This window comes from Micromonospora sp. NPDC007208, from assembly GCF_042869175.1.
GTDB lineage: Bacteria > Actinomycetota > Actinomycetes > Mycobacteriales > Micromonosporaceae > Micromonospora > Micromonospora foliorum.
The window spans coordinates 420,781-442,348 of the sequence record NZ_JBIAFG010000005.1 but is presented as its reverse complement, the minus strand read 5'-3'; the positions used below and the strand labels follow the sequence as shown (position 1 = coordinate 442,348).

At 70.9% G+C, this 21,568-nt stretch carries 23 protein-coding genes; 6 read left to right on the top strand and 17 right to left on the bottom strand.

Going from position 1 to position 21,568, the window contains the following annotated elements:
• Nucleotides 1–12: 12 nt before the first annotated feature.
• The 3 genes from ACFYL6_RS13905 to ACFYL6_RS13895 form a co-directional block, all read right to left on the bottom strand.
• Nucleotides 13–759 carry an ABC transporter ATP-binding protein gene (locus ACFYL6_RS13905; protein ID WP_387171036.1) on the bottom strand — a complete coding sequence of 249 codons (747 nt, stop codon included), beginning with the start codon at nucleotides 757–759 and terminating at the stop codon, nucleotides 13–15.
• Nucleotides 760–761: 2 nt separating this feature from the next.
• On the bottom strand, nucleotides 762–1,589 hold the full coding sequence (locus ACFYL6_RS13900; RefSeq protein ID WP_387171034.1) for an ABC transporter permease: 828 nt from the start codon (nucleotides 1,587–1,589) through the stop codon (nucleotides 762–764).
• Nucleotides 1,590–1,660: 71 nt separating this feature from the next.
• Complete coding sequence (locus ACFYL6_RS13895) at nucleotides 1,661–3,037, bottom strand: L-serine ammonia-lyase (protein ID WP_387171032.1); 1,377 nt, start codon at nucleotides 3,035–3,037, stop codon at nucleotides 1,661–1,663.
• 604 nt (nucleotides 3,038–3,641) lie between these two features.
• On the opposite strand from ACFYL6_RS13895, the gene ACFYL6_RS13890 reads away from it, so the two are divergent.
• Complete coding sequence (locus ACFYL6_RS13890) at nucleotides 3,642–3,851, top strand: PspC domain-containing protein (RefSeq protein WP_030486383.1); 210 nt, start codon at nucleotides 3,642–3,644, stop codon at nucleotides 3,849–3,851.
• Between the two features lie 107 nt (nucleotides 3,852–3,958).
• On the opposite strand, the gene ACFYL6_RS13885 is transcribed toward ACFYL6_RS13890, so the two are convergent.
• The 7 genes from ACFYL6_RS13885 to pdxH all read right to left on the bottom strand — a co-directional run bounded on the left by ACFYL6_RS13885 (nucleotide 3,959) and on the right by pdxH (nucleotide 10,079).
• Nucleotides 3,959–4,807: a DUF4230 domain-containing protein gene (locus ACFYL6_RS13885; protein WP_387171030.1), complete on the bottom strand. Its 849-nt coding sequence runs from the start codon at nucleotides 4,805–4,807 to the stop codon at nucleotides 3,959–3,961.
• Nucleotides 4,808–4,903: 96 nt separating this feature from the next.
• Nucleotides 4,904–6,067, bottom strand: a complete 1,164-nt coding sequence (locus tag ACFYL6_RS13880; RefSeq protein WP_387171028.1) for an acyl-CoA dehydrogenase family protein — start codon at nucleotides 6,065–6,067, stop codon at nucleotides 4,904–4,906.
• A gap of 44 nt (nucleotides 6,068–6,111) precedes the next feature.
• Nucleotides 6,112–6,417, bottom strand: a complete 306-nt coding sequence (locus tag ACFYL6_RS13875) for a type II toxin-antitoxin system VapB family antitoxin (RefSeq protein WP_030329612.1) — start codon at nucleotides 6,415–6,417, stop codon at nucleotides 6,112–6,114.
• Between the two features lie 187 nt (nucleotides 6,418–6,604).
• Nucleotides 6,605–7,207, bottom strand: a complete 603-nt coding sequence (locus tag ACFYL6_RS13870) for a nitroreductase family protein (RefSeq protein ID WP_387171026.1) — start codon at nucleotides 7,205–7,207, stop codon at nucleotides 6,605–6,607.
• Complete coding sequence (locus tag ACFYL6_RS13865) at nucleotides 7,207–8,136, bottom strand: aldose 1-epimerase family protein (protein WP_387171024.1); 930 nt, start codon at nucleotides 8,134–8,136, stop codon at nucleotides 7,207–7,209. The genes ACFYL6_RS13870 and ACFYL6_RS13865 overlap by 1 nt, the downstream gene beginning before the upstream one ends.
• 18 nt (nucleotides 8,137–8,154) lie before the next feature.
• Entirely contained in the window at nucleotides 8,155–9,453 is a 1,299-nt protein-coding gene (locus ACFYL6_RS13860) for an MFS transporter (RefSeq protein ID WP_387171022.1), read from the bottom strand.
• The gene (pdxH, locus tag ACFYL6_RS13855; protein WP_387171190.1) at nucleotides 9,450–10,079 is read right to left on the bottom strand and encodes a pyridoxamine 5'-phosphate oxidase; all 630 of its coding nucleotides are present in this window, start codon (nucleotides 10,077–10,079) and stop codon (nucleotides 9,450–9,452) included. The genes ACFYL6_RS13860 and pdxH overlap by 4 nt, the downstream gene beginning before the upstream one ends.
• Before the next feature lie 278 nt (nucleotides 10,080–10,357).
• On the opposite strand from pdxH, the gene ACFYL6_RS13850 reads away from it, so the two are divergent.
• The 3 genes from ACFYL6_RS13850 (at nucleotide 10,358) to sepH (ending at nucleotide 14,063) form a co-directional block, all read left to right on the top strand.
• Complete coding sequence (locus ACFYL6_RS13850; RefSeq protein ID WP_387171021.1) at nucleotides 10,358–11,464, top strand: citrate synthase 2; 1,107 nt, start codon at nucleotides 10,358–10,360, stop codon at nucleotides 11,462–11,464.
• Nucleotides 11,465–11,670: 206 nt separating this feature from the next.
• Nucleotides 11,671–12,798 (top strand): phosphoserine transaminase, encoded by a 1,128-nt coding sequence (gene serC, locus ACFYL6_RS13845; RefSeq protein WP_387171019.1) that lies wholly within the window; start codon nucleotides 11,671–11,673, stop codon nucleotides 12,796–12,798.
• 185 nt (nucleotides 12,799–12,983) lie between these two features.
• Complete coding sequence (sepH, locus tag ACFYL6_RS13840; protein ID WP_387171017.1) at nucleotides 12,984–14,063, top strand: septation protein SepH; 1,080 nt, start codon at nucleotides 12,984–12,986, stop codon at nucleotides 14,061–14,063.
• A 55-nt stretch (nucleotides 14,064–14,118) separates the two neighbouring features.
• Here the strand turns inward: sepH and ACFYL6_RS13835 are convergent, their stop codons facing one another.
• Both ACFYL6_RS13835 and ACFYL6_RS13830 read right to left on the bottom strand, forming a co-directional pair.
• Nucleotides 14,119–14,949: an alpha/beta fold hydrolase gene (locus ACFYL6_RS13835; protein WP_387171015.1), complete on the bottom strand. Its 831-nt coding sequence runs from the start codon at nucleotides 14,947–14,949 to the stop codon at nucleotides 14,119–14,121.
• 15 nt (nucleotides 14,950–14,964) lie between these two features.
• Nucleotides 14,965–15,630, bottom strand: coding sequence for a DUF4097 family beta strand repeat-containing protein (locus tag ACFYL6_RS13830; RefSeq protein WP_387171013.1), 666 nt, complete (start codon nucleotides 15,628–15,630; stop codon nucleotides 14,965–14,967).
• Nucleotides 15,631–15,868: 238 nt separating this feature from the next.
• Between ACFYL6_RS13830 and ACFYL6_RS13825 the strand changes: the two genes are divergently transcribed.
• The gene (locus ACFYL6_RS13825; RefSeq protein WP_387171011.1) at nucleotides 15,869–16,636 is read left to right on the top strand and encodes a helix-turn-helix domain-containing protein; all 768 of its coding nucleotides are present in this window, start codon (nucleotides 15,869–15,871) and stop codon (nucleotides 16,634–16,636) included.
• Here the strand turns inward: ACFYL6_RS13825 and thpR are convergent.
• From thpR to ACFYL6_RS13800, 5 genes are all read right to left on the bottom strand, one after another.
• Nucleotides 16,606–17,184: an RNA 2',3'-cyclic phosphodiesterase gene (gene thpR, locus ACFYL6_RS13820; RefSeq protein ID WP_387171009.1), complete on the bottom strand. Its 579-nt coding sequence runs from the start codon at nucleotides 17,182–17,184 to the stop codon at nucleotides 16,606–16,608. The genes ACFYL6_RS13825 and thpR overlap by 31 nt on opposite strands.
• A 13-nt stretch (nucleotides 17,185–17,197) precedes the next feature.
• Complete coding sequence (locus ACFYL6_RS13815) at nucleotides 17,198–17,707, bottom strand: hypothetical protein (RefSeq protein WP_238659641.1); 510 nt, start codon at nucleotides 17,705–17,707, stop codon at nucleotides 17,198–17,200.
• 99 nt (nucleotides 17,708–17,806) lie between these two features.
• Complete coding sequence (locus tag ACFYL6_RS13810; protein WP_387171007.1) at nucleotides 17,807–19,087, bottom strand: MFS transporter; 1,281 nt, start codon at nucleotides 19,085–19,087, stop codon at nucleotides 17,807–17,809.
• A 72-nt stretch (nucleotides 19,088–19,159) separates the two neighbouring features.
• Nucleotides 19,160–19,609, bottom strand: coding sequence for a MarR family winged helix-turn-helix transcriptional regulator (locus ACFYL6_RS13805; RefSeq protein WP_030486369.1), 450 nt, complete (start codon nucleotides 19,607–19,609; stop codon nucleotides 19,160–19,162).
• A gap of 116 nt (nucleotides 19,610–19,725) precedes the next feature.
• Nucleotides 19,726–21,204 (bottom strand): NCS2 family permease, encoded by a 1,479-nt coding sequence (locus ACFYL6_RS13800; RefSeq protein WP_387171005.1) that lies wholly within the window; start codon nucleotides 21,202–21,204, stop codon nucleotides 19,726–19,728.
• An 88-nt stretch (nucleotides 21,205–21,292) separates the two neighbouring features.
• Between ACFYL6_RS13800 and ACFYL6_RS13795 the strand changes: the two genes are divergently transcribed.
• Nucleotides 21,293–21,538 carry a DUF2530 domain-containing protein gene (locus ACFYL6_RS13795; RefSeq protein ID WP_387171003.1) on the top strand — a complete coding sequence of 82 codons (246 nt, stop codon included), beginning with the start codon at nucleotides 21,293–21,295 and terminating at the stop codon, nucleotides 21,536–21,538.
• The last annotated feature ends 30 nt before the right edge of the window (nucleotides 21,539–21,568 follow it).

Sequence of the window (21,568 nt, the reverse complement as noted above, 5' to 3'; positions counted from 1 at the left end):
CGATCGCGAGCGTCACCGCGGGACCGCGGCGTGGTACGCGTCGAGCGCCTCGGCGATGGTGCCGTCGAGCGTCAACCGGCCCGCGTCGAGGTACAACCCCCGACGGCAGAACCGGGTCAGGTCCTTTTCGTTGTGTGACACCAGCACGAGCGTGCGCCCCTCCCCGAGCAGACGATCAATCGTCGCGTAACACTTCTTGCGGAACTCCGCGTCCCCGACCGCGGTCACCTCGTCCATCAGCAGGATCGGGTGCGGCAGGTGCGAGATGATCGCGAAGCCCAGCCGCACCTTCATCCCCGACGAGTAGTGCCGCACCGACGTGTCGATGGCCCGTTCCACCTGCTCACCGGCGAACTCGACGATCTCGTCGAAGTGCCGCTTCAGGTAGCTCGTCGACAGTCCGTGCAGCCCACCGACCAGGTGCAGGTTCTCCCGCCCGGTCAGGTCGTTGGAGAAACCGGCGGACAACTCCAGCAACGGCGCCACCGCGCCGTGCACCCGGATGTCGCCCTCGTCCGGAATGAGCACCCCGGCGATCAGCCGCAGCAGGGTGCTCTTGCCGGTGCCGTTGCGCCCGATCACCCCGACGGTCTCGCCCGGCTCGATGCTGAACGACACGTCCCGCAGCGGCCAGAACTGGCCCGGCAACGCGCCACGGGCACCCCGGTGGATGAACAACTCACGCAGCCGCAGCTGGCGGCGACGGTTGCGGACGAACCGGATGCCCAGACCGTCCGCCTCGATGATCGGCGCGGCCACGTTCAGAGCTCCTTGAGCACGGCGGGCTCCAACCGGCGGAACGACCACCAACCGGCGACCAGCACCAGCACGCTGCCGACGATCGTGGTGGCGAGCAGCCGGGCGTCCGGGAACTCGTCCGGGTACCAGATCGCGTGGTGCAGCTGGAAGATCCCGACCAGCGGGTTCAGCTCGTACACCACCTTCAACCAGCCGGGCAGCCCGGACTCCCGGACCAGGCTGAGCGGGTAGATGATCGGCGTGGCGTAGAAGAGCACCCGGATGATCAGCCGCATCAACCGTTCCACGTCGCGCATCAGCACGTTCCACGCGGACAGCAGCAGGGCCAGCCCGGTCAACAGGACGCCCTGGACGGCCACCGCCAGCGGCAGGGAGAGCAGCGACCAACCCGGGTGGATCCGACCGTGCGCCGCGTAGATCACCGCGATGGCGACCAGGATCGGCAGGCCGGCCGCGTACTCGGCGAACCGGCCGGTGACCCGGCCGATCGGAAAGACCTGACGCGGCACGTTCATCGTGGTGATCAGCCGAGACTGGCCGGTCAGCGCGTTCGTCGCCTCGCTCAGCGCCGAGCTGGTCCACATCCAGGCGAAGATGCCGGTGATCAGGAACAACGGGTACGACCCGGCCGCCTCACCGAGGTGCCGACCGGTGTCCCGGGAGTAGAGCACCCCGAAGACGAACCAGTAGATGGCGCCCATGCCGAGCGGCTCGATCAACGACCAGAAGTAGCCAAGCACCGACTGCTGGTACTTGACCGCCAGATCCCGCCTGACCAGGATGCGCAGCGAGTTGCGGTGCGACCACAATGCCGCGACGCCAGCGGTCACCGCAGCCTCCCGCCTCCTGAAACGGACGACAGGTTAGCAGTCGGTGAACGATTGCCCCGAATCGACCGGACTCAGCACTCGATCACGTTGACGGCCAAACCGCCACGTGCCGTCTCCTTGTACTTGACCTTCATGTCGGCGCCCGTCTCCCGCATGGTCTTGATGACCTTGTCCAGCGACACCTTGTGCACCCCGTCGCCGCGCAGCGCCAGCCGGGCGGCCGTGATCGCCTTGATGCTAGCCACCGCGTTCCGCTCGATGCAGGGGATCTGCACCAGGCCACCCACCGGGTCACAGGTCAACCCCAGGTTGTGCTCCATCCCGATCTCGGCCGCGTTCTCCACCTGCTCCGGGGTGCCGCCCAGCGCCTCGGCCAGCCCCGCCGCCGCCATCGAACACGCCGAACCGACCTCACCCTGGCAGCCCACCTCGGCGCCCGAGATCGAGGCGTTCTCCTTGAACAGCACACCGATCGCGCCCGCCGTCAGCAGGAACCGCACCACGCCCTCGTCATCGGCGCCCGGCACGAACCGGGTGTAGTAGTGCAGCACCGCCGGAATGATCCCGGCCGCGCCGTTGGTCGGCGCGGTGACCACCCGGCCGCCCGCGGCGTTCTCCTCGTTGACCGCGAGCGCGAACAGCGTCACCCAGTCCATCGCGTGCAGCGGGTCGACAGTCCCGGCCTCCGCCTCCACCTCCAGGCCGCGCCGCAGCTCCGCCGCGCGCCGCCGAACCTTCAACCCCCCGGGGAGTACGCCGTCCCGCTCGCAGCCGCGCTGCACGCACTCCCGCATCACCCGCCAGATCTCCAGCAGACCGGCCCGGATGTCCGCCTCGCTGCGCCAGGAGCGCTCGTTGGCCAGCATCACCTCGCTGATCGACAGCCCGGTGCGGGTGGTGACGTCGAGGAGCTGCGCCCCGGTCAGGAAGGGATACCGCACCACCGTGCTGTCCGGCTTGATCCGGTCCGCCCCGGCCGCCGCCTCGTCCACCACGAACCCGCCACCGACGGAGTAGTAGGTGCGGCTGCGCAGCTCGGCACCGGCCCCGTCGTACGCCACGAAGGTCATCCCGTTCGGGTGGTACGGCAACGACCGGCGGCGGTGCAGCGTCAGGTCCCGATCCGGGTCGAAGTCGATCTCGTGCGCGTCGAGGATGTTGATCCGCCGCTCGGCCCGGATCCGCTCGACCCGAGGGCCGACGGTGTCCGTGTCGACCGTCTCCGGCGACTCGCCGGCCAACCCGAGCAGCACCGCCGGGCCGCTGCCGTGCCCGTGCCCGGTGGCGCCCAGCGAGCCGAACAACTCGGCCTGCACCCGCGCCGTGTCAGCGAGCAGCCCGTCGGCCTTGAGCCCGCCGACGAACGTACGCGCGGCCCGCATCGGCCCCACCGTGTGCGAGCTGGACGGCCCGATACCGACGCTGAAGAGGTCGAAAACACTGATCATGGCTGCGCTTCCTCGCCGTCGTCCCGGCGTACGGGACCCGGCCGGGTCGTGACCACCGATCTGGCGGCCCCGATGGTGACCGTCCGGGGTATGGGTGCCGGCCCTCCGGGGTGTGGAAGGCCGATCAGCCAGCCTACCCGCCCAGCTCACCGCCCATCCGGTCCGGGACGTGAACACCCGACCACCGTCTCCCACCCCCGCGCGTCCCTGCTCCGCGCGCCGCGCCGCCCGCGCCCCCGCGCCGCGCCGCCCGCGCCCCCGCCCGCGCCGCGCCGCGCCGCGCTGCACTGCACTGCACTGCACTGCACTGCACTGCACTGCACTGCACTGCAAGATCGTGCTGGATCCAGGATCTAGTGGCATCCGCGCGCCCCGATGCCACTACAACCAGGATCGAGCACGATCTCCGCCCGGCTACGGGGGGCGGGCAGACGACCGGCGGCGGGTGGCGGGGGTTCTGGGAGGCGTCAGCGGGGGGCGGCCCGGGTAAAGCACCTACGGGTCCACGGGTCGCCGCTCCTCCTCGGGACCGAGGGCGAGGTGGCTATCCCTTTCTACCGTGGATTGCAGACGCGGCGCACCGCCGCAGAGTGGGAGTACGACGATGAGTCGCAAACTGGTCCGGCCCCGCGAGGGGCGCATGATCGCCGGTGTCTGCGCTGGCCTCGGACGGCGGTTCGGCATGTCGGCCGGAATGGTCCGGCTGCTGTTCCTGCTGTCGCTGCTGCTGCCCGGCACGCAGGTGATCGTCTACCTGATCCTGTGGGTGCTGATGCCGAACGAGGACCGCTACCTCGCCTCCACCGGCCACTGACCCGCCCCGCACACCTGACGCGATCCGAGCACGGGACCGAGGGGCAAGACGAAAGCGCCCGCTCCGACGAGAGTCGGGGCGGGCGCTTCGGCGTACGGAGGGGCAGGTCAGGCGGCTATGTAGGTGACCGTGATCTGCTGGTAGCCGAGGGAGCGGAGCAGCCCCTCCAGCATCTTGCGGGTGTTCTCCTCGGCTCGGGCGGAGAGCCCGCTGTCCCGGGCGGCGGCGGTGATCCGGTCCTCGGCGAGCTGGTAGACCTGCTGCTGCCGGTTGGGGTCGTTGCCGACCAGGTCACCGAGTCGGTTGAGCAGACCGCGCTGCTCGGCGAAGACGTAGCTCTTCTCCATGTCGAGGTTGGTCTCGCCGAGCTGCGGTGCGGGCAGCTTGATCTCGACGGACTTGCCGTCGGCGGACTGGACGACGGCACCCTCACCGATCTTGGTGAAGTCGACGTACGCCTCGACGCTGCCGGCCCCGACGAACAGGGTGCGCTCGTTGAGCAGGAAGTCCGGAACGTTGCGCCTGTCGTTCTGCGTGTCGACCACGACCTGGAAGTTGCCTTCGGCGGCCACGTAGCGGCTGAGGTCCTGGATCGACTTCAGCAGCGGTGGCTGACTGCGGTCGGTCTGCTCCTTGGCGAACGGGTTGCGGAACTCAGGCAGGATGCCGGTCGCCTGGATGCCGAGCAGCACGACCACGGCCAGCGCGGCAGCGCCGAGCAGCAGGAGCAGCCCGCGGGCCGCCCCGCCGCCACCGCCACCGCCGGGGCCGTCGCCACCGCTCGTCGGGCCACCGGGCCCACCAAGCCCACCGGGACCAGCAGACCCGCCGGGGCCACCCGGAGTGTCCGTGCTCCACTCGGGTGTCGCGGTCGACCGCGCCTTGAGATCGTCACCGGTCGGGAAACCGGGGAACTCCCTCGTGGGCTCGTTGCTGCCAGCATCGCGGGCCATCACGCTCACCGTCCTCGTCAGACACGTCGTCTGTCAATGACGGTACGGCCCCGTTACGACAGTCGCGCGGCGAGCGCCAGGAAGCGACAAACGAGCAGGTCAGGCGAACGCGGAGAGCCCGGTGAGCCGCTGCCCGACGACCAGTTGGTGGATTTCGGAGGTGCCCTCGTAGGTCAGCACGCTCTCCAGGTTGTTGGCGTGCCGCATCACCGGGTACTCGCCGGAGACGCCGTTGGCGCCGAGGATGGTGCGGCACTGCCGGGCGATGGCCAGCGCCTCCCGCACGTTGTTCAGTTTGCCCACGCTGACCTGGTCGGGCCGCAGCCGCCCGGCGTCGGCGATCCGGCCCAGGTGCAGCGCGAGCAGCTGCCCCTTCACCAACTCGACGGCCATGTCGGCGAGCTTCGCCTGGGTGAGCTGGAAGCCGGCCAGTGGGCGACCGAACTGGGTGCGGGTGGTCGCGTACGCCAGGGTGGTCTCCAGGCAGTCGCGGGCCGCGCCGACCGCGCCCCAGACGATGCCGTAGCGGGCCTCGGTGAGGCAGCTCAGCGGCGCCTTGAGCCCGACCGCCTCGGGCAGTTGGGCGTCGGCCGGGAGCCGGACGTCGTCGAGCACGATCTCGCCGGTCACCGACGCGCGCAGCGACATCTTGCGGCGGATCTCCCGGGCCGTGACGCCGGGCGTGTCCATCGGTACGGCGAAACCCCGTACGCCGTCGTCGGTGCGCGCCCAGATCACCGCGACGTCCGCGATCGGTGCGTTGGTGATCCACATCTTCCCGCCGGTGAGCAGCCAGTCGTCGCCGTCGCGGCGGGCCCGGGTGGCCATCGAGGCGGGGTCGGAGCCGTGGTCCGGCTCGGTCAGGCCGAAGCAGCCGATCGCCTCACCGGTGGCCATCGGCGGCAGCCAGCGTTGCTTCTGCTCCTCGCTGCCGTAGCGCCAGATGGCGTACATGGCGAGCGATCCCTGCACGGAGACCAGGGAGCGGAGGCCGGAGTCGCCGGCCTCCAGCTCCTGGCAGGCCAGCCCGTAGGCGACCGCGGAGGCGCCGGCGCAGCCGTAGCCGGTGAGGTGCATGCCGAGCAGGCCGAGCTTGCCGAACTCGCGGGCCAGCTCCCGGGCGGGCGCCCGGCCGTCCTCGTACCAGTCGGCGACGTGTGGCCGCACCCGGTCGTCGACGAGCTGGCGGACGACGTCACGGATCTGCCGCTCCTCCTCGCTGAGCGACGGGTCCAGGTCGAGCAGGTCCAGCGGAGCGGTCATGGACGCCACCCTAACGAAGGTTCAACGGGCGACAGAAGGGCTCGTCACTCGATGGGCTCGGAGAGCACAAGCACCCGCGCGTGGATCTGGTTGCGTTGTTGCAGGGCGGCGCGCAGTGCCCGGTGCAGCCCGTCCTCCAGGTAGAGCCCGCCGTTCCACTGCACGACGTGCGGGAAGAGGTCACCGTAGAAGGTGGAATCCTCGGCGAGGAGCTTGTCCAGCGCCAACTCGCGCTTGGTGGTGATCATCTGATCCAGGCGCAGTGGCCGCGGCGGGATCTCCGCCCACTGCTTGAGCGTCAGATTGTGCTCCGGATAGGGACGCCCGTCCCGGACCGCTCTGAAGATCACGACGGCACGCTCCCCTCCCCGTGGCCGGGCCGACCGACGGCGCCGAGCCGGGCCGCGGCGGGCACCGCGCGGCGCGGCACCGATGACCGTGCCAGCCTAGCCGCCCAGCGCACGCTGCGTTCTGCTCCCTGATGTCAGTTTCGCTATCGCTCGTCCGTTCTTCAACCGGACGAACGGGACGTCAGCCTCAGTTCCACCGGCCACGCCGTACGACCTCGTCCATCGGGCGACGCCCACGGCGCAACGACGGTGACCGATGGTCGGCCGCCCGGTAACCGATTGTGACGGCACCGACGGGTTGGTACTCCGCCGGCACGCCGAACGCGTCCCGGTAGGCGGCCAGCCGCTGCGGCGGAATGCCGAAAAAACACGCACCCAACCCCTCGTCCACGGCGGTGAGCAACATCAGCAACGCCGCGAAGCCGGCGTCCACGTGCCAGTACGGCACCGGCCACCGGTCCGTGGACTGATCCGTCCAGCCCTTGTCCGGCTCCGCGTACCGCCGCAGGTAGGCCGACTCGTTGGCGTGCGGCACCACGATCAGGGGTGCTTGGCGCATGCCCGCGAGCCAGCGCTCCCGTCCACCGCCGTCGGGGGTGGTGGCGGCCCAGAACCGTTCCCGGTCGGCCGGCTCCTCCAACACCAGGAAGCCCCAGCCCTGGGCGAAGCCGGCCGACGGCGCGCGGACCGCGTGGTCGAGCAGCCGGTCCACCACGTCGGGCGGGACCGGGCGGTCCGGGTCGTAGTTGCGCACCATCCGCCGACGACGGACGACCTCGGCGAACTCCATCAGGCTCCGGGGCGGATGCCCCAGGCACCCCGCCAGGTCGTGCCGGGCTTGAGGGTGAGCAGATCCTTGCCCGACCGGAACGCGTCCGGTGGGCAGGTCATCGGCTCGACCGCCACCGAGCGGCGGTGTCGCTCGCCGGTGAGGGCGTCCCCGGTGAACACCTGCCACCAGCCGAACTCGGCATCCGCCCAGATGCTCACCCCGGCCGAACCGTCCGGCGCGGAGAGGCTCACCGACGAACCGCCGTCGGCGTCCCGGATCACCTCGCCGAAGCAGGAGTCCAGCACGGCCGCGCCGATCCGGCGGGGGCTGGTCCAGTCGTACTCGGTGCCGGCCACCGGGGTCACCCCCACCGGCAGCAGCCGACCGTCCACCAGCACCCGGCTCCGGGTGGGCAGCCGCAGCACCAGGTCGTCCACCGCGACGCCCGGCAGGTGCAGGTACGGGTGCACGGAGAAACCGAACGGTGCCAACTCCTCGCCGATGTTGGTCACCTCGTGCTCGGCGCGCAGCCCGTCCGCGTCCACGCTCCACCGGCTGCGCAGCCGCAGCGGCCACGGGTAGCCGGGCTGCGGCGGCAGGTCGTAGCCGACCGTCACGGCGTCCGCCGACTGCTCCAGCAGCTGCCACGGCACCCAGTTGACCAGCCCGTGGATGGCCACGTGCCGGTCCGGCTCGGTCAGTGCGAGCTGGTGCGTCCGCCCACCGAACGGGTAGCGACCATCGCGGATCCGGTTCGGCCAGGGCGCCAGCACCTGCCCGGTGCAACCGGGGCAGACCTCGTCGGTCTGGTACCCGTCGACCAGGTCGACACCGTCGTGCCGGTACGTCCGGAGCCCACCGCCGACCTCCACGATGACGGCCTCGTGACCGGCGGCGGAGATGGTCCACTGGGCGCCGGAGAACGGGCGCTGATCGGGGCTTTCCATGCCGGCGACCCTAACCGGTCAGGCCCGGTCGTCGCTCGACGCCGTCGCCGCCCGGTAGCGCAGCAGCGCCGGGAACGCGACCGCGAGCACCACCACGAGCACCGCCGAGGCGAGCCCACCGGCCACCCAGGCCACCCCGCCGCCGAACCCGGCGGCCATGGTGCCGGCGCGCAGGTCACCCAGGCGTGGGCCACCCGCCACCACCACCGTGTTGACGCCCTGGAGCCGGCCGCGCATCCGGTCCGGTGCGTAGACCAGCAGCATCGACTGACGCAGCACCGCGCTGATCAGGTCGGCGGCGCCGGCCACGGCGAGCAGCACGACCATCAGCCAGAGCTGGTGGGCCAGGCCCGCCGCGGCGATCGCCAGGCCCCAGCCGACCACCGCGAGCACCAGGCCGAGCCCCTGCCGGCGGAGCCGGCCGATCCAGCCGGAGGTCAGCCCACCGATCATCGAGCCGATCGCGATGGCGCTGTAGAGCAGACCGACGGCGCCGCCACCGCTGAACCGCTCGTGCGCGATCTCCGGAAAGAGGGCCCGTGGCATGGCGAGGATCATCGCGATCAGGTCCACCCCGAAGGACAGCATCAGTACCGGGGTGGTGGCCAGGTAGCGGAACCCGTCGACGACGCTGGCCAGGCCGGCACGTCGGGCCTGGCCGTCTTCGGTGGGCTCGGGCGGGAGCGAGGGCAGCCGCAGCGCGGCCCAGAGCATCGCGGTGAACAGCACCGCGTCCAACCCGTACGCGATCGGCAGGACCACCGTGGTGTCCGGCGACGCGGAGAGGATCAGGCCGGCGGCGAGCGGGCCGGCGACCGACGCGGCGGTGAAGGTCGTGTAGTTCAGGGTGGTGGCGGACGCCACCAGCCCTTCCGGCACCAGCCGGGGCAGCATGGCGCTGCGGGCCGGCGAGCTGATCGCGAAGGCCACCGATTGCAACGCCATCAACGCCAGCAACAGCACCGGGCTGCCCACGTTCAGCAGCGCCTGGACCAGCAGACCGAGGGTGGATGCCCAAAGCAACAATGAGCCGCCGAGCAGCACCGCACGCCGGTCGCGGGCGTCGGCGACCGCGCCGCCCCAGAGCCCGAAGACCAGCAACGGTACGAAGGCAGCAACCCCCAACAGGCCCACCCAGAACGAGTCCCGGGTCAGGGCGTACATCTCCACCGGCACCGCGACGGCGGTGAACTGGAAGCCGAACATCGCCACGGTGTTGCCGAGCCAGAGCCGCCGGTACGCCGGTACCCGCAGCGGCCGCACGTCGATCGCCCAGCGGCGCGCCGCGCGCGGCCGGGTCTCCTGCACACCCGTCACGGCGCCAACCGCTCGACGATCCAGTCACCCTCGTCCCGGCGACGGAAGCGGAGCCGGTCGTGCAACCGGCCGGCCCGGCCCTGCCAGAACTCCACCGACTCGGGCTGGACCCGCAGCCCGCCCCAGTGCGACGGGGTCGGGATCTCGGCCTGGTCGGCGAACCGCTCGGCCGCCTCCTGGTACCGCTGCTCCAACGCCGCCCGGCCCGACACGACCTGGGACTGCGGGCTGGCCCAGGCGCCCAGTTGGGAGCCGCGCGGCCGGCTGGCGAAGTACGCCTCGCTCGTCGCGCGGTCGACGTGCGCGACCCGCCCGGCGACCACCACCTGCCGCTGCATGGGAAACCACGGAAAGACCAGACTGGCGTACGGGTTGGCGGTCGCCTCGACGCCCTTGCGCGACAGGTGGTTGGTGAAGAAGACGAAGCCCTCCGGGTCGTACCCCTTCAGCAACACCGTCCGCCCGCTCGGCCGGCCGGCCGGGTCGGCGGTGCCCACCACCATGGCGTTCGGTTCGGGTAGCCCGAAGGCCACCGCGTCGGCGAACCAGCTGTCGAACTGGGTGTGCCAGTCCACCGCCAGGTCAGCCTCGGTCAGGCCCAGGTCCGCGGCGTACTCGTTACGCATCGCGGCCGGGGCGGGTGTGTCACCCGTCACGTCCCCACTCCTTTTCGGGGGCCCCGCCAGCACCCTCCCGCGCTGACCAGCCCGCCCTGCCCAGTCTCACTGAGCCGGGCGGAGAATGCGCGTCCGGGGATGTCGCGTGCAGCACAGTCGCAGCGGGTCGCGTATCCCTTACTCAGCAGGCAGTATGTTCCGAACACATCCCTGAGGGTCGCCTAAGGCGCTCGGCCGATCGGGCCGGATGAGCGATCGGGCGCACCGACCAGATCCAGGAGAGCGACATGGCCGATTTCAAACCCGGGCTGGAGGGCGTCGTCGCCTTCGAGACCGAGATCGCCGAACCTGACCGTGAGGGCGGCGCGCTGCGCTATCGCGGAGTCGACATCGAGGATCTGATCGGCCAGGTGTCGTTCGGCAACGTGTGGGCACTGCTGGTCGACGGCCGGTTCGGGCCGGGCCTGCCGCCGGCGGAGCCGTTCCCGGTGCCGGTGCACTCCGGTGACATCCGCGTCGACGTGCAGTCCGCGGTCGCCATGCTGGCCCCGTACTGGGGTCTCAATCAACTGCTGGACATCTCCGACGAGCGGGCCCGTGAGGATCTCGCCCGGGTCTCGGTGACCGCGCTCTCCTTCGTCGCCCAGTCCGCCCGCGGCCTCGGCCTGCCGGCGGTGCCACAGAAGGAGATCGACAAGGCGCAGACCATCGTCGAGCGGTTCATGAAGCGCTGGCGCGGCGAGCCCGACCCACGACACGTCAAGGCCGTCGACGCGTACTTCATCTCGGCCGCCGAGCACGGCCTGAACGCGTCCACCTTCACCGCTCGCATCGTCGCCTCCACCGGGGCGGACGCGGCTGCCTGCATCTCGTCGGGCATCGGCGCCCTCTCCGGGCCGCTGCACGGCGGCGCCCCGTCCCGGGTGCTCAGCATGCTGGAGGCGGTGGAGCGCAGCGGCGACGCCGAGGGCTACGTCAAGGGCGTCCTGGACCGCGGCGAGCGGTTGATGGGCTTCGGCCACCGCGTCTACCGTGCCGAGGACCCGCGCGCCCGCGTGCTCCGGCGCACGGCCAAGGAGCTGGGCGCGCCGCGCTTCGAGATCGCCGAGGCGCTGGAGAAGGCCGCCCTCGCCGAGCTTCAGGCCCGCCGTCCGGACCGGGTGCTGGCCACCAACGTCGAGTTCTGGTCGGCCGTCGTGCTGGACTTCGCCGAGGTGCCGGCGCACATGTTCACCTCGATGTTCACCTGCGCACGGATGGGCGGCTGGAGCGCGCACATCCTGGAACAGAAGCGCCTCCAGCGGCTGGTCCGTCCGTCCGCCCGTTACATCGGCCCGGAGTCCCGCAAGCCGTCCGACGTCGAGGGCTGGGCGGCCATCCCGCACGGCGTCTGAGCGGTAGGCAATGGCCCCTTCTCGACGCGGCGCGTCGAGAAGGGGCCCTTTCGACGCCGCGCGTCGAAGAGAGGTCAGCCGACTGTGGCGAAGGACTCAGACCGACCGCCGGGACCCCGGCCATCGCCGTCCGGCCCGGGTGCGAGGATGGGGGCCGGCAGTGTCGCCGGGCCCGCCCTCGCCCTTGCGGAAGGATCTTCAAGACCGTGGCTGACGCACCGATCATCCGGATTCCCGATGAGATCAAGCCCGCCGACGGACGTTTCGGCTGCGGCCCGTCCAAGGTCCGCCCGGCGGCGGTGTCCGCTCTCGCCGAGGTCGCGACCAGCTACCTGGGCACCTCGCACCGGCAGAAGACGGTCCGTGACCAGGTCGCCCGGCTGCGCTCCGGCATCGCCGAGTTCTTCTCGCTGCCCGAGGGCTACGAGGTGGTGATCGGCAACGGTGGCACCACCGCGTTCTGGGAGGTCGCCACCTTCGGCCTGATTCGCGACCGGGCCCAGTTCGCCAGCTTCGGCGAGTTCGGCGCCAAGTTCGCCAAGTCGGTCAAGGACGCCCCGTTCCTGGGTGAGCCGACCGTCCGCAAGGCCGACGCGGGCAGCGCGCCGGCCCTGGTCGCCGAGTCCGGCGTGGACGCGTACGCGACGCCGCAGAACGAGACCTCGACCGGTGTGGCCGTCCCGATCGGCCGGGTGGCCGGTGCCGACGAGGGCGCGCTGCTGCTCGTCGACGCGACCTCCGGCGCGGGTGGCCTGGAGGTCAACGTCGGCGAGACCGACGTCTACTACTTCGCCCCGCAGAAGTGCTTCGGCTCCGACGGCGGTCTCTGGCTGGCCTTGATGTCGCCGGCCGCACTGGACCGGGCCGCCGAGATCAAGGCGTCCGGGCGCTACATCCCGGCCTTCCTCGACCTGGTCACCGCGATCGACAACTCGCGGCTGGAGCAGACCTACAACACGCCGGCGCTGGCCACCATCTTCCTGGCCGCCGAGCAGACCGACTGGATGAACGCGCAGGGCGGCCTGTCCTGGGCGGCGAAGCGCACCGCCGAGAGCGCCGCCGCGGTCTACGGCTGGGCCGAGCGGTCCAGCGTGGCCACCCCGTTCGTCACCGACCCGGCGCTGCGCTCCAACGTGGTCGCCACCATCGACTTCGCCGACGGGGTGGACGCCACGGCGATCGCCAAGGCGCTGCGCGCCAACGGCATCGTGGACACCGAGCCCTACCGCAAGCTCGGTCGCAACCAGCTGCGGGTGGCGCTGTTCCCGGCCGTCGAGCCGGCCGATGTCGAGGCGCTCACCGCGTCCATCGACTACGTGGTCGAGCGACTCTGACGTTCGTCACGGTCGGTGTCCGTTGGGGCCTCCACGGACACCGACCGTGATCATCGCCGCAGCTCAGTCACGACATGCGGGGTGTCGCTTCCCCCACCCCGAGGCAGATGCGCGTACGGTGGTCCGAGACGCCTGGGTGGCCGACTCGTGGCGTGCGGTCAGCGAAGCGGGACGGAGGCAACGCTATGCGCCCAGTACGCTTCGTCGCCCTCTCCGAGGACGGCCAGGCCCTGGTGCTCGCCGACGAGGTTGGGCGACTGCTCGCCCTGCCGATCGACGAACGCATCGCCGGCGTGATGCACCCCGAGCCGGGTGCCCCGCCGCTCGCGGTGGCACCGAGCACCGTCGATCCGATTCCCTCACTGTCCCCCCGGGACATCCAGGCCCGCATCCGCTCCGGTGAGTCCGCCGAGGATGTCGCCCGCATCGCCGGGGTGCCGGTCGACCGGGTGCTGCGCTATGCCGGCCCGGTGTTGCAGGAGCGGGCGATGCTCGCCCAACACGCCCGTCGCACCCGCCTCAAGGGCGCGGAGAAGCCCACCCCGCTCGCCGAGGTGGTCAACGGTCGGCTGAGCCAGCACGGCATCGACACCGAGAAGATCTCCTGGGACGCCTACCGGCGCGACGACGGCACCTGGCGGATCATCGCCACCTGGCCGTCCGGCAAGGCCACCGCGCAGGCCATCTGGGACATGGACAAGGCCCGGCAGGTGGTCACGCCGCACGACGACATGGCGCAGTACCTGTGCGCCGAGCGGCCCACGCCGATCCTCGGCCAGGAGCCGGCACCGGAACGGACCGGGCACGCCCTGCCCGGTCCGTCGCGTGGTGAGCCGAGTCGTGGTGGGCACGGGTTGCCTGCCGCGTCCGAGCACCCGCGCCCTGGCCGCGATCCGATCCGGGCTGGCCGGGACGCGCTGCTCGCCTCACTGGACCGCCCGCTCGGCGGCTCGTCGGGTCGCGGGCTGGAGCCGCGTACCCCGGCTGCCCTTGCCGGGTCGGACGCGCCCCGGCAGCGGCCGGTCGGTGGAGGTGCAGCCGCGCTGCTCGGCGGTGGTCAGGGCTCGGCCTTCGACGACGATTCGGACGCGCCCAAGGAGGTGCCGGCCGTGCCGTCGCTGGCGGTGCTGCGGCCCCGTCGGACGGGCGCCGCGGCGGCCGCCGGCGGCGAGTCCACCGACGCCAACGGCAAGCCGCGCAAGCGGCTGCCGAGCTGGGACGACGTGCTCTTCGGCAGCGGCCCGGCCGCCCGCGAGTCCTCCTGACGCTTCGCGTTGACGGGTGACCCTGCGGTCACCCGTCAACGCGAGCGTTCGAACCTCACCGGGCGTCCCGAGCCCCTTCGGGATGAGGGGCGGCGACCCCGCGGACGGCCTCGGCGACGGCGCGGAAGTCCTTCTTGAGGATCGCACCGTGGTTGCTGGCGACCTTCGCGCCGATCGTGATGTTCGGGTTGCGGGCGGTCACCGCGTCGAGGCTGGCCCGGATCTGCTCCTGCTCGTCCCCGCGACTGCCGAGGGACGTTCCGGAGGCGACCACGTACCGCACCGGGACGGTGATGGCGTCCAGCACCGGGCCGAGTTCCCGCTCGCGGGAGAGTTCGCCGAGCTCGATGTTGCTGTCCGCCATCTGGTCGGCGTTCATCCGAGGGGTCAGGCCGGTCGGGCGGAGCAGCGGCATGAACAGGTTCATCCGTCGGAACATCTTGCGGATCCGCTGCGCCATGGCCTCGTCGAGCCAGTCGTGCGGGAACGCGCCGTCGACCAGGACCACGCCCAGGGCCCGCTCCGGGTTCCGGTTGGCCCAGTGCGCCGCGACCACCGCTCCGTAGGACCAGCCCACCAGCACCGCCTGGTCCACCCCTCGGGCGGCGAGAACGGCGTCGACGTCCCGAACCGCCGCCTCGAACGTGTAGTCGGCTGAGCGCCTCGACTTCCTGCCGCGAGCCCGCTCGTCGTAGGTGATGTGCCGGAATCCGGTGCCCAGCTCGGCGATGACCCGCCGCCAGTAGCCCTGGGTGGCGAACTGGCCGTTGAGGTAGACCACGGGGATGCCGGGGCCGCCGGTGTCGGTGACGGCCAGGGCCGTGTCGTCGACCGACACCATGCCGGTCCAGGTCGAGTTGGTCGAGGACATGTTGTTGTTCGTCATCTGGATCCGTCCCTTTCAGAGGCTGCGGGCGTTGATGTCGCCCTGCAGGGTGCTGGCGTGGATGTCGAGCTCGAAGGTGCCGTCGTTCTTGAGGGTGTTGCTGACGCGGCCGTGGCCGGTGCCGGCATCGAGGGCGGCCGAGACGCCGGCCGCTGCCGCGACCGAGATGTTGCCGGACTGGGTACGGAGGACGACCTTGCCGCGCAGGGCCTCGGCGACCCTGATGTCACCCCGGGCGGTGCTGATCTCGGCGGGGCCGTTGAGCCGGCCGACCTCGACGTCGCCGTCGATCGCGGTGAGGCGGACACTCGCGGCCTCGTCAATCTTGATGTCCCGGTACGCCCCGTCGACGGCGACGTCGCCGAGGCGGCCGACGCCCCGAAGCTCGGCGCTGGCGGCCCTGGCCTCGACATGGGAGTCGGCGGGCACCCGGACGGTGACCTCCAGAGAGCCGGAGGGACCGAAGAGCTTGTTGATGGGACGGGCGGTCGTGATTCGCAGGACGCCGTCGGCGTAGGTAACTGTGGTCTGCTCGGCGGCTCTGGTGTCGCTGCTCTTGGCGGGGTCGGCCGGGAGGACCTCGACGGTGGTGTCGGCGCGGTCCGCGGCGATGAGCTGGATGCGTCCGGCGGGGATGTCCAGGACGGCGGAGATGGGGGCGGGTGTGTCGAAGGTCTGCATCGTGCTCTCCCAGGTGTGGCGCTTGTTTCTGATATGGGAAACGCTACGTTGCTTTCCAGTTTTTGCAACATCCTTGTTGCAGCAAAACGCCGTTCTAGCTGTTCAGGCGCATGATTTTGTTGCAACGGCTCAGAATCTAATGCAACGCAATCCTCGCCGCCGTTGCATTGGCGTGCGGGTTAACGCTATGGTGGCGGAGTCGGGGCCGCCGCCCTACGGGACCACGAGGGAGATCGCGATGCCGGGAGGCAGGCTCAGCCAGCAGGAGCGCCAGCAGATCGCGCTGGGGCTGGCCGACAGCCTCCCCTACGCCGAGATCGCCCGACGCCTCGACCGTCCCACCTCGACGGTCACCCGCGAGGTGATGCGCAACGGCGGTCCCACCGGCTACCGCGCCGATCTGGCCCACCGCGCCACCGAGCGCCGCGCCCACCGGCGCAAGCCCGCCTCTTCCCAGGGGGCCGAGGCCGCCCCCCGACCGGACGGACGCGACGCCCAGGCCGTGGCCGACTACGAGGAGACGTTCACCACCGTCCTCATGGCCTCCGGTCTGAACAAGATGGGTGCCCGAGTGTTGACCAACCTGTTCCTCACCGACTCGGGCAGTCTCACCGCGTCTGAACTCGCCCAGCGCCTCCAGGTCAGCCCGGCGTCGATCTCCAAGGCGATCACCTTCCTGGAGAGCCAGAGCCTCGTCCGCCGCCAACGCGACGAACGCCGCCGCGACCGCTACGCCGTCGACGACGAGCTCTTCTACCAGGCGACGATCGCCAGCGCTCGGGCAAACGACCATCTCGTCGCGACCGCACGCCAGGGCGTCGCCCTCCTCGGCGCGCACACCCCCGCCGCCGCCCGGCTGGAGAACATCGCCCGCTTCCTCGACTTCATCAGCGAGAGCATCACCCGCGCCGCCGAACAGGCCCGCGAGGTTCTCCGCAGCGGGCCCTCCACCGCGACCGGCCACGTGCCGCCGGGTCACAGCGACCAGGCGGCAATCCGCTCGTAGCGCGGTCGGCCGCCGAGGTGGCTGCGCACCAGCAGCAGTTCCGACGCCGGCCACGATGGCCCTTCGTACCCGTCCAGGCTGACCCGGTCGGCCTCGACGTCGGCCGGGTCCATCCGGTTGCCGGGCCGGGCGACGGTCAGGTGCGGCCGGAACGGCTTCTCGTCGCACGGCAGCCGGCCGTGGCTCAGCCGGGAGCGGATCAGCCCGGCCAGCACGTGCAACGCCTCGACCTCCCCCCGCAGGTCCACCCAGAGCACTGTGGACCGGTCCCGGCCGAATCGGCCACCGCCGCCGAGACTCAACCGGGGTGCGGCGTCCCGGCCGTCCCGGAACCGCTCGGCGGCCAGGCCGAGCGCACTTTCCACCTCGACCAGCCGGGCAGACTCGACGGCACCGAGGAACGCGAGGGTGAGGTGCAGGTCGGCCGGGTCGGCGAGCCGGGCGTTGACGCCAGCGGCGGTAGCCGCCGCGACGCGCAGGCGGGCGACCTGTGCGCCGAGGTGATTGATCGCATCGACGGGCGGGCGGACCGCGACGAAGAGTCGCACGGCGTACTGCCGGTCAGCGGTGTCGCTGCCGGTGCCCGGCCCGGGCCGCCGGAAGGGCCAGCCCGGCGGCGTGCAGCACGCCCTCCACCCGGACCCGCTCGATCTCCTGGTCGACGCCCTCCAGCTCGGCGAGGTGCTCGGCGATGCCGAGGGCGCGGCAGGCAAGGCGAAGCCGGTCGTCGTACGCCTGGAGCAGCGCGCTGTGCCAGACCATCGAGCGACCGCTGCCGCCGACCCGCTGACCGCCGAGACGGCGCAGGTCGGCGGCGAGCTGCTCCAGCGGACGGCGGTCGACGCGGTCGAACTCGCTGAGGTCGATGTCGCGGGTCAGCGCGTCGGCCTCGACGGCCCGGTCGAGACGGGCGATCGTGCGCTTCTCCCGTCGGCGGTCACGCCACTCGGACCAGCCGCAGACCACCCGGTCGACGATCTCGTCGTAGCAGAAGAGCAGGGCGAATGCCGCCGGCAGGGTGGCCACGGCAAGGAACGCCAGGGCCAGCATCAGCGCGCGTCCGACTCCCACGTATCGACGCTAAGCCCCATCGTGCCGCCCCGCCACCGGTTTGGCCGCATCCGCGCGATCCGCGCAACCGGACGCGGCCCGGCCACGCCCCAAACCTCATCAGTCGGTGGAGGTGACGTAGAAACGAGGCATCGGCAGCACCCGGAAACGCAGCCGGGCACCGGAGTGGCGTAGCTGCCAGGTGAGCGCGGTCAGCGCGGCGGCCAGCGAGATGAGCCCGCCCATCCAAATGCTGGCACCGGCACCGAAGTGCTCCGCGACCCAGCCGATCAGCGGCGCGCCGACCGGGTTGGTGCCCAGGAACACCAGCACCCACAGGGCCATCACGCGTCCCCGGAAGGCCGCGTCGACGCCCATCTGGATCCGCTGGTTGGCGGCCTGGGCGAAGAAGACCATGCTGAAGCCGGTCGGCACCAGCAGCACCACCACCAGCCAGTACGCCGAGGAGAGGCCGACCATGGTGCCGAAGCTGGCGCAGGCGATCGCCGCGCCGAGCACCAGCCACACCGACGGACGGCTACGCCGACCGGTGCCGCTGAGCGCGCCGCCGAGCGCGCCGACGGCCAGTGCCGTGCTGAACAGGCCGAAGGAGGCGGCACCGGTGTGGAAGACCGTCTTAGCCAACGCGGCCAGGGTGAGCTGGAAGTTGAACAGCGACATGCCGATCACCGACATGATCGCCATCGGTAGCAGCAGGTCGGGGCGGCGCCACACGTACCGCAGACCGTCGACGACCCGGGCGGACGCCCGCTCGTCGCGCGGCAGCAGTGCCTCGCGGTGCAGCTCGGTCGTGCGCATCCGGACCACGTTGACCAGGGGCGCGATTGAGCTGACGGCGGTGAAGAGGAAGACCGGGCCCACGTCGAACGCGGCGATGGCCAGGCCGGCCACGGCCGGGCCGACGATCCGGGCGGAGTTGAACACGGCGGCGTTCAGCGACAGCGCGTTGGGCAGCAGCGACGTGCCGACCAGCTCGGAGACGAACGCCTGCCGGACCGGGGTCTCCACCGCGTTGGCCGTGCCGAGCAGCGCGGCGAAGGCGAAGACGTGCCAGAGCTGCACCAGGTCGGTGAGGACCAGCAGGGACATGCCGAGCGCCAGCAGGCTCCAGAAGGCGTTGGCGGCGAAGAGCAGCACCCGCTTGTCGTACCGGTCGGCGAGCCGACCGGAGAGCAGGGTGAGCAGGAGCACCGGCGTGAACTGGCAGGCGGTGACCACGCCGAGCGCGGTGGCCGAGTTGTTGGAGAGCTCGAGGACGAGCCAGTCCTGGGCGATGAACATCATCCAGACGCCGATCAACTTGATCAGCTGCCCGGACGCGAAAAGGCGGTAGTTGCGGACCTGTAGGGACTGGAACATCGTGCTCAGCTTCGCCTGCACTCTTGGTGCGCCTCCTCCGGACGTACGCGTCATCGACAGGTGACGGCACGGACCCGGTGGCGCGGGTACGGCTCAGGCGCGAGCGAGCTGCTGAAGAATCTCGGCGGCCCTCTGCAGGGTCTCCCGTTCGTCCTCGTCGAGTGCGGCCAGCCGGTGGGCCAGCCACTCGTCGCGGGCCCGCTCGAACTGGTCGAGCACGGCCTGCCCTCCTTCGGTCGCCGCGAGGATGACCTGCCGCCCGTCGGTCGGATGGGGTGTCCGCCGCACGAGGCCGCGGTCCTCCAACTTCCCGACGATCTTGGTCATCGTCGGCGGCTGCACCCGTTCCACGTCGGCCAGCTCCCGGGGCGTCATCGCGCCCGCCAGCCGCAGGCTGGTGAGCGCGGAGACCTGGGTGACCGTGAGGTCGCCGACCGGCCGGGCCTGTCGGACCCGCCGGTTGAGTCGGGTGATCGCATCACGCAGCTGGGGAGCCAGCTGCGCCGGTGGCACGCGTTCCGCCGTCACCGTCCGCTCCGTCACAGTAGTTAGCTTAACTAATGAGCATGGCTAACGACATCCGTTATGACCAGGCTCACGAGGGGGGATTCAGATGGTACGGGCGGGGAATCCTGATCGACTCCCCGCCCGAACGCGGCTCAGAGCACCAGGGACTCGATCGGCCCACGCAGGAAGTACAGCACGAACAGGACGGCCACCCCGTACAGCAACGGATGGATCTCCCGGGCCTTGCCCCGGGCCAGCTTGACCACCACGAAGGTGATCAGACCGGCGCCGATCCCGTTGGAGATCGAGTAGGTGAACGGCATCAGCACGATGGTGAGGAACGCCGGAATGGCGATCTCGTAGTCGGACCAGTCGATCGTCCGCACCGCGGTCATCATCAGGAAACCGACCACCACCAGCGCCGTCGACGCCGCCTCGAACGGCACGATCACGACCAGCGGCGCCAGGAACATCGCGAGCAGGAAGAGCGCGCCGGTGACCAGGTTGGCCACGCCGGTGCGCGCACCCTCCGCGACACCGGCGGCGCTCTCGATGTACGACGTGTTGCTGGAGGTGCTGGCCGCACCGCCGGCCGCCGCCGCGATCGAGTCGACCAGCAGGATCTCCTTGGCCTTCGGCGGCGTGCCCTGCTCGTCGAGCAGGTCGCCCTCCTGACCGACGGCGACCATCGTGCCCATGGTGTCGAAGAAGTCCGTGATCAGCAGCGTGAAGATGAACATCAGCACGACCAGCCAACCGGCCCGGCCCCACGAGTCGAGCACGTTGAACTTGCCGAGCAGCGACAGGTCCGGCAGGTCGACCACCGTCTTGGGCAGCTCCGGCACGTTCAGCGACCAGCCCTTCGGGTTGGGCTGACCGTTGACGAACGACGGGCCGATGTTGCCGATCGCCTCGACGATCACCGCCAGCACCGTCGAGGCGAGGATGCCGATCAGGATCGCGCCCTTCACCCGACGGACCACCAGCACCAACGTGATCAGCAGGCCCACCACGAAGACCAGCATCGGCCAGCTCACCAGCTTGCCGCCGATGCCCAGGCCGACCGGAACGGTGGTGTTGGCGGCGTCCGGGATGCGTCGGACGAAGCCGGCGTCCACCAGGCCGATGATGGTCAGGAACAGGCCGATGCCGACCCCGATAGCGGTCTTCATCTGGGTCGGCACCGAGCGGAACACCGCGGTCCGCAGACCGGTCAGCACCAGCACCGCGAGGATCAGACCCTCGATCACCACCAGGCCCATCGCGTCGGCCCAGGTCATCTCGGGTGCGATCTCGTACGCCACCAGGGCGTTGACGCCCAGACCGGCGGCGAGCGCCAGCGGGAAGCGGCCGACCACCCCCATCAGGATGGTCATCAGGCCGGCGACCAGCGCGGTGCCGGCAGCCAGCGCGGGAATCGGGAGACTCTTGTCGTCACCGTCGACGGCGCCACCCAGGATCAGCGGATTGAGCACCACGATGTACGCCATCGTGAAGAAGGTCGCCAGGCCACCGCGTACCTCACGGCTCAACGTCGAGCCACGCGCGGAGATCTCGAAGAACCGGTCGAAACCGTTACGCGGATGAGCGGGTTTGGGAGGTGTGCCGTTCTCGGGCGGCGCTACTGCCATCAGGTCCTCGCAGGTGATCTTCCGGTTGTCGCGCGCATCGTCCCAGATCGTCAACGGGCAGGGGAAGTGGATCCCGTACGCTTGCCGAATGCCGAACGAGCAGCCACCGCGGCCCGCACCACTGGATCCGCCGATGGTGCCGTTCGCCCTCGCCGGGTTGACCGCGTGGGCGGTGGTCGGGCTGGTCCTGCTGATCTTCTTCCGGGGTTGGCTGACCGACCACGGTCACCAGAACTGGCTCTGGACCTGCCTCGCCGGTTTCCTGTGGGGTTTTCCGGGCCTCGCCGTGATGATGCGGCACGACGCCAACCGACGGCGCCGCCGCGCGAGGTGACCTGGCCACCGCGCCGGAGCACTCCGGCGC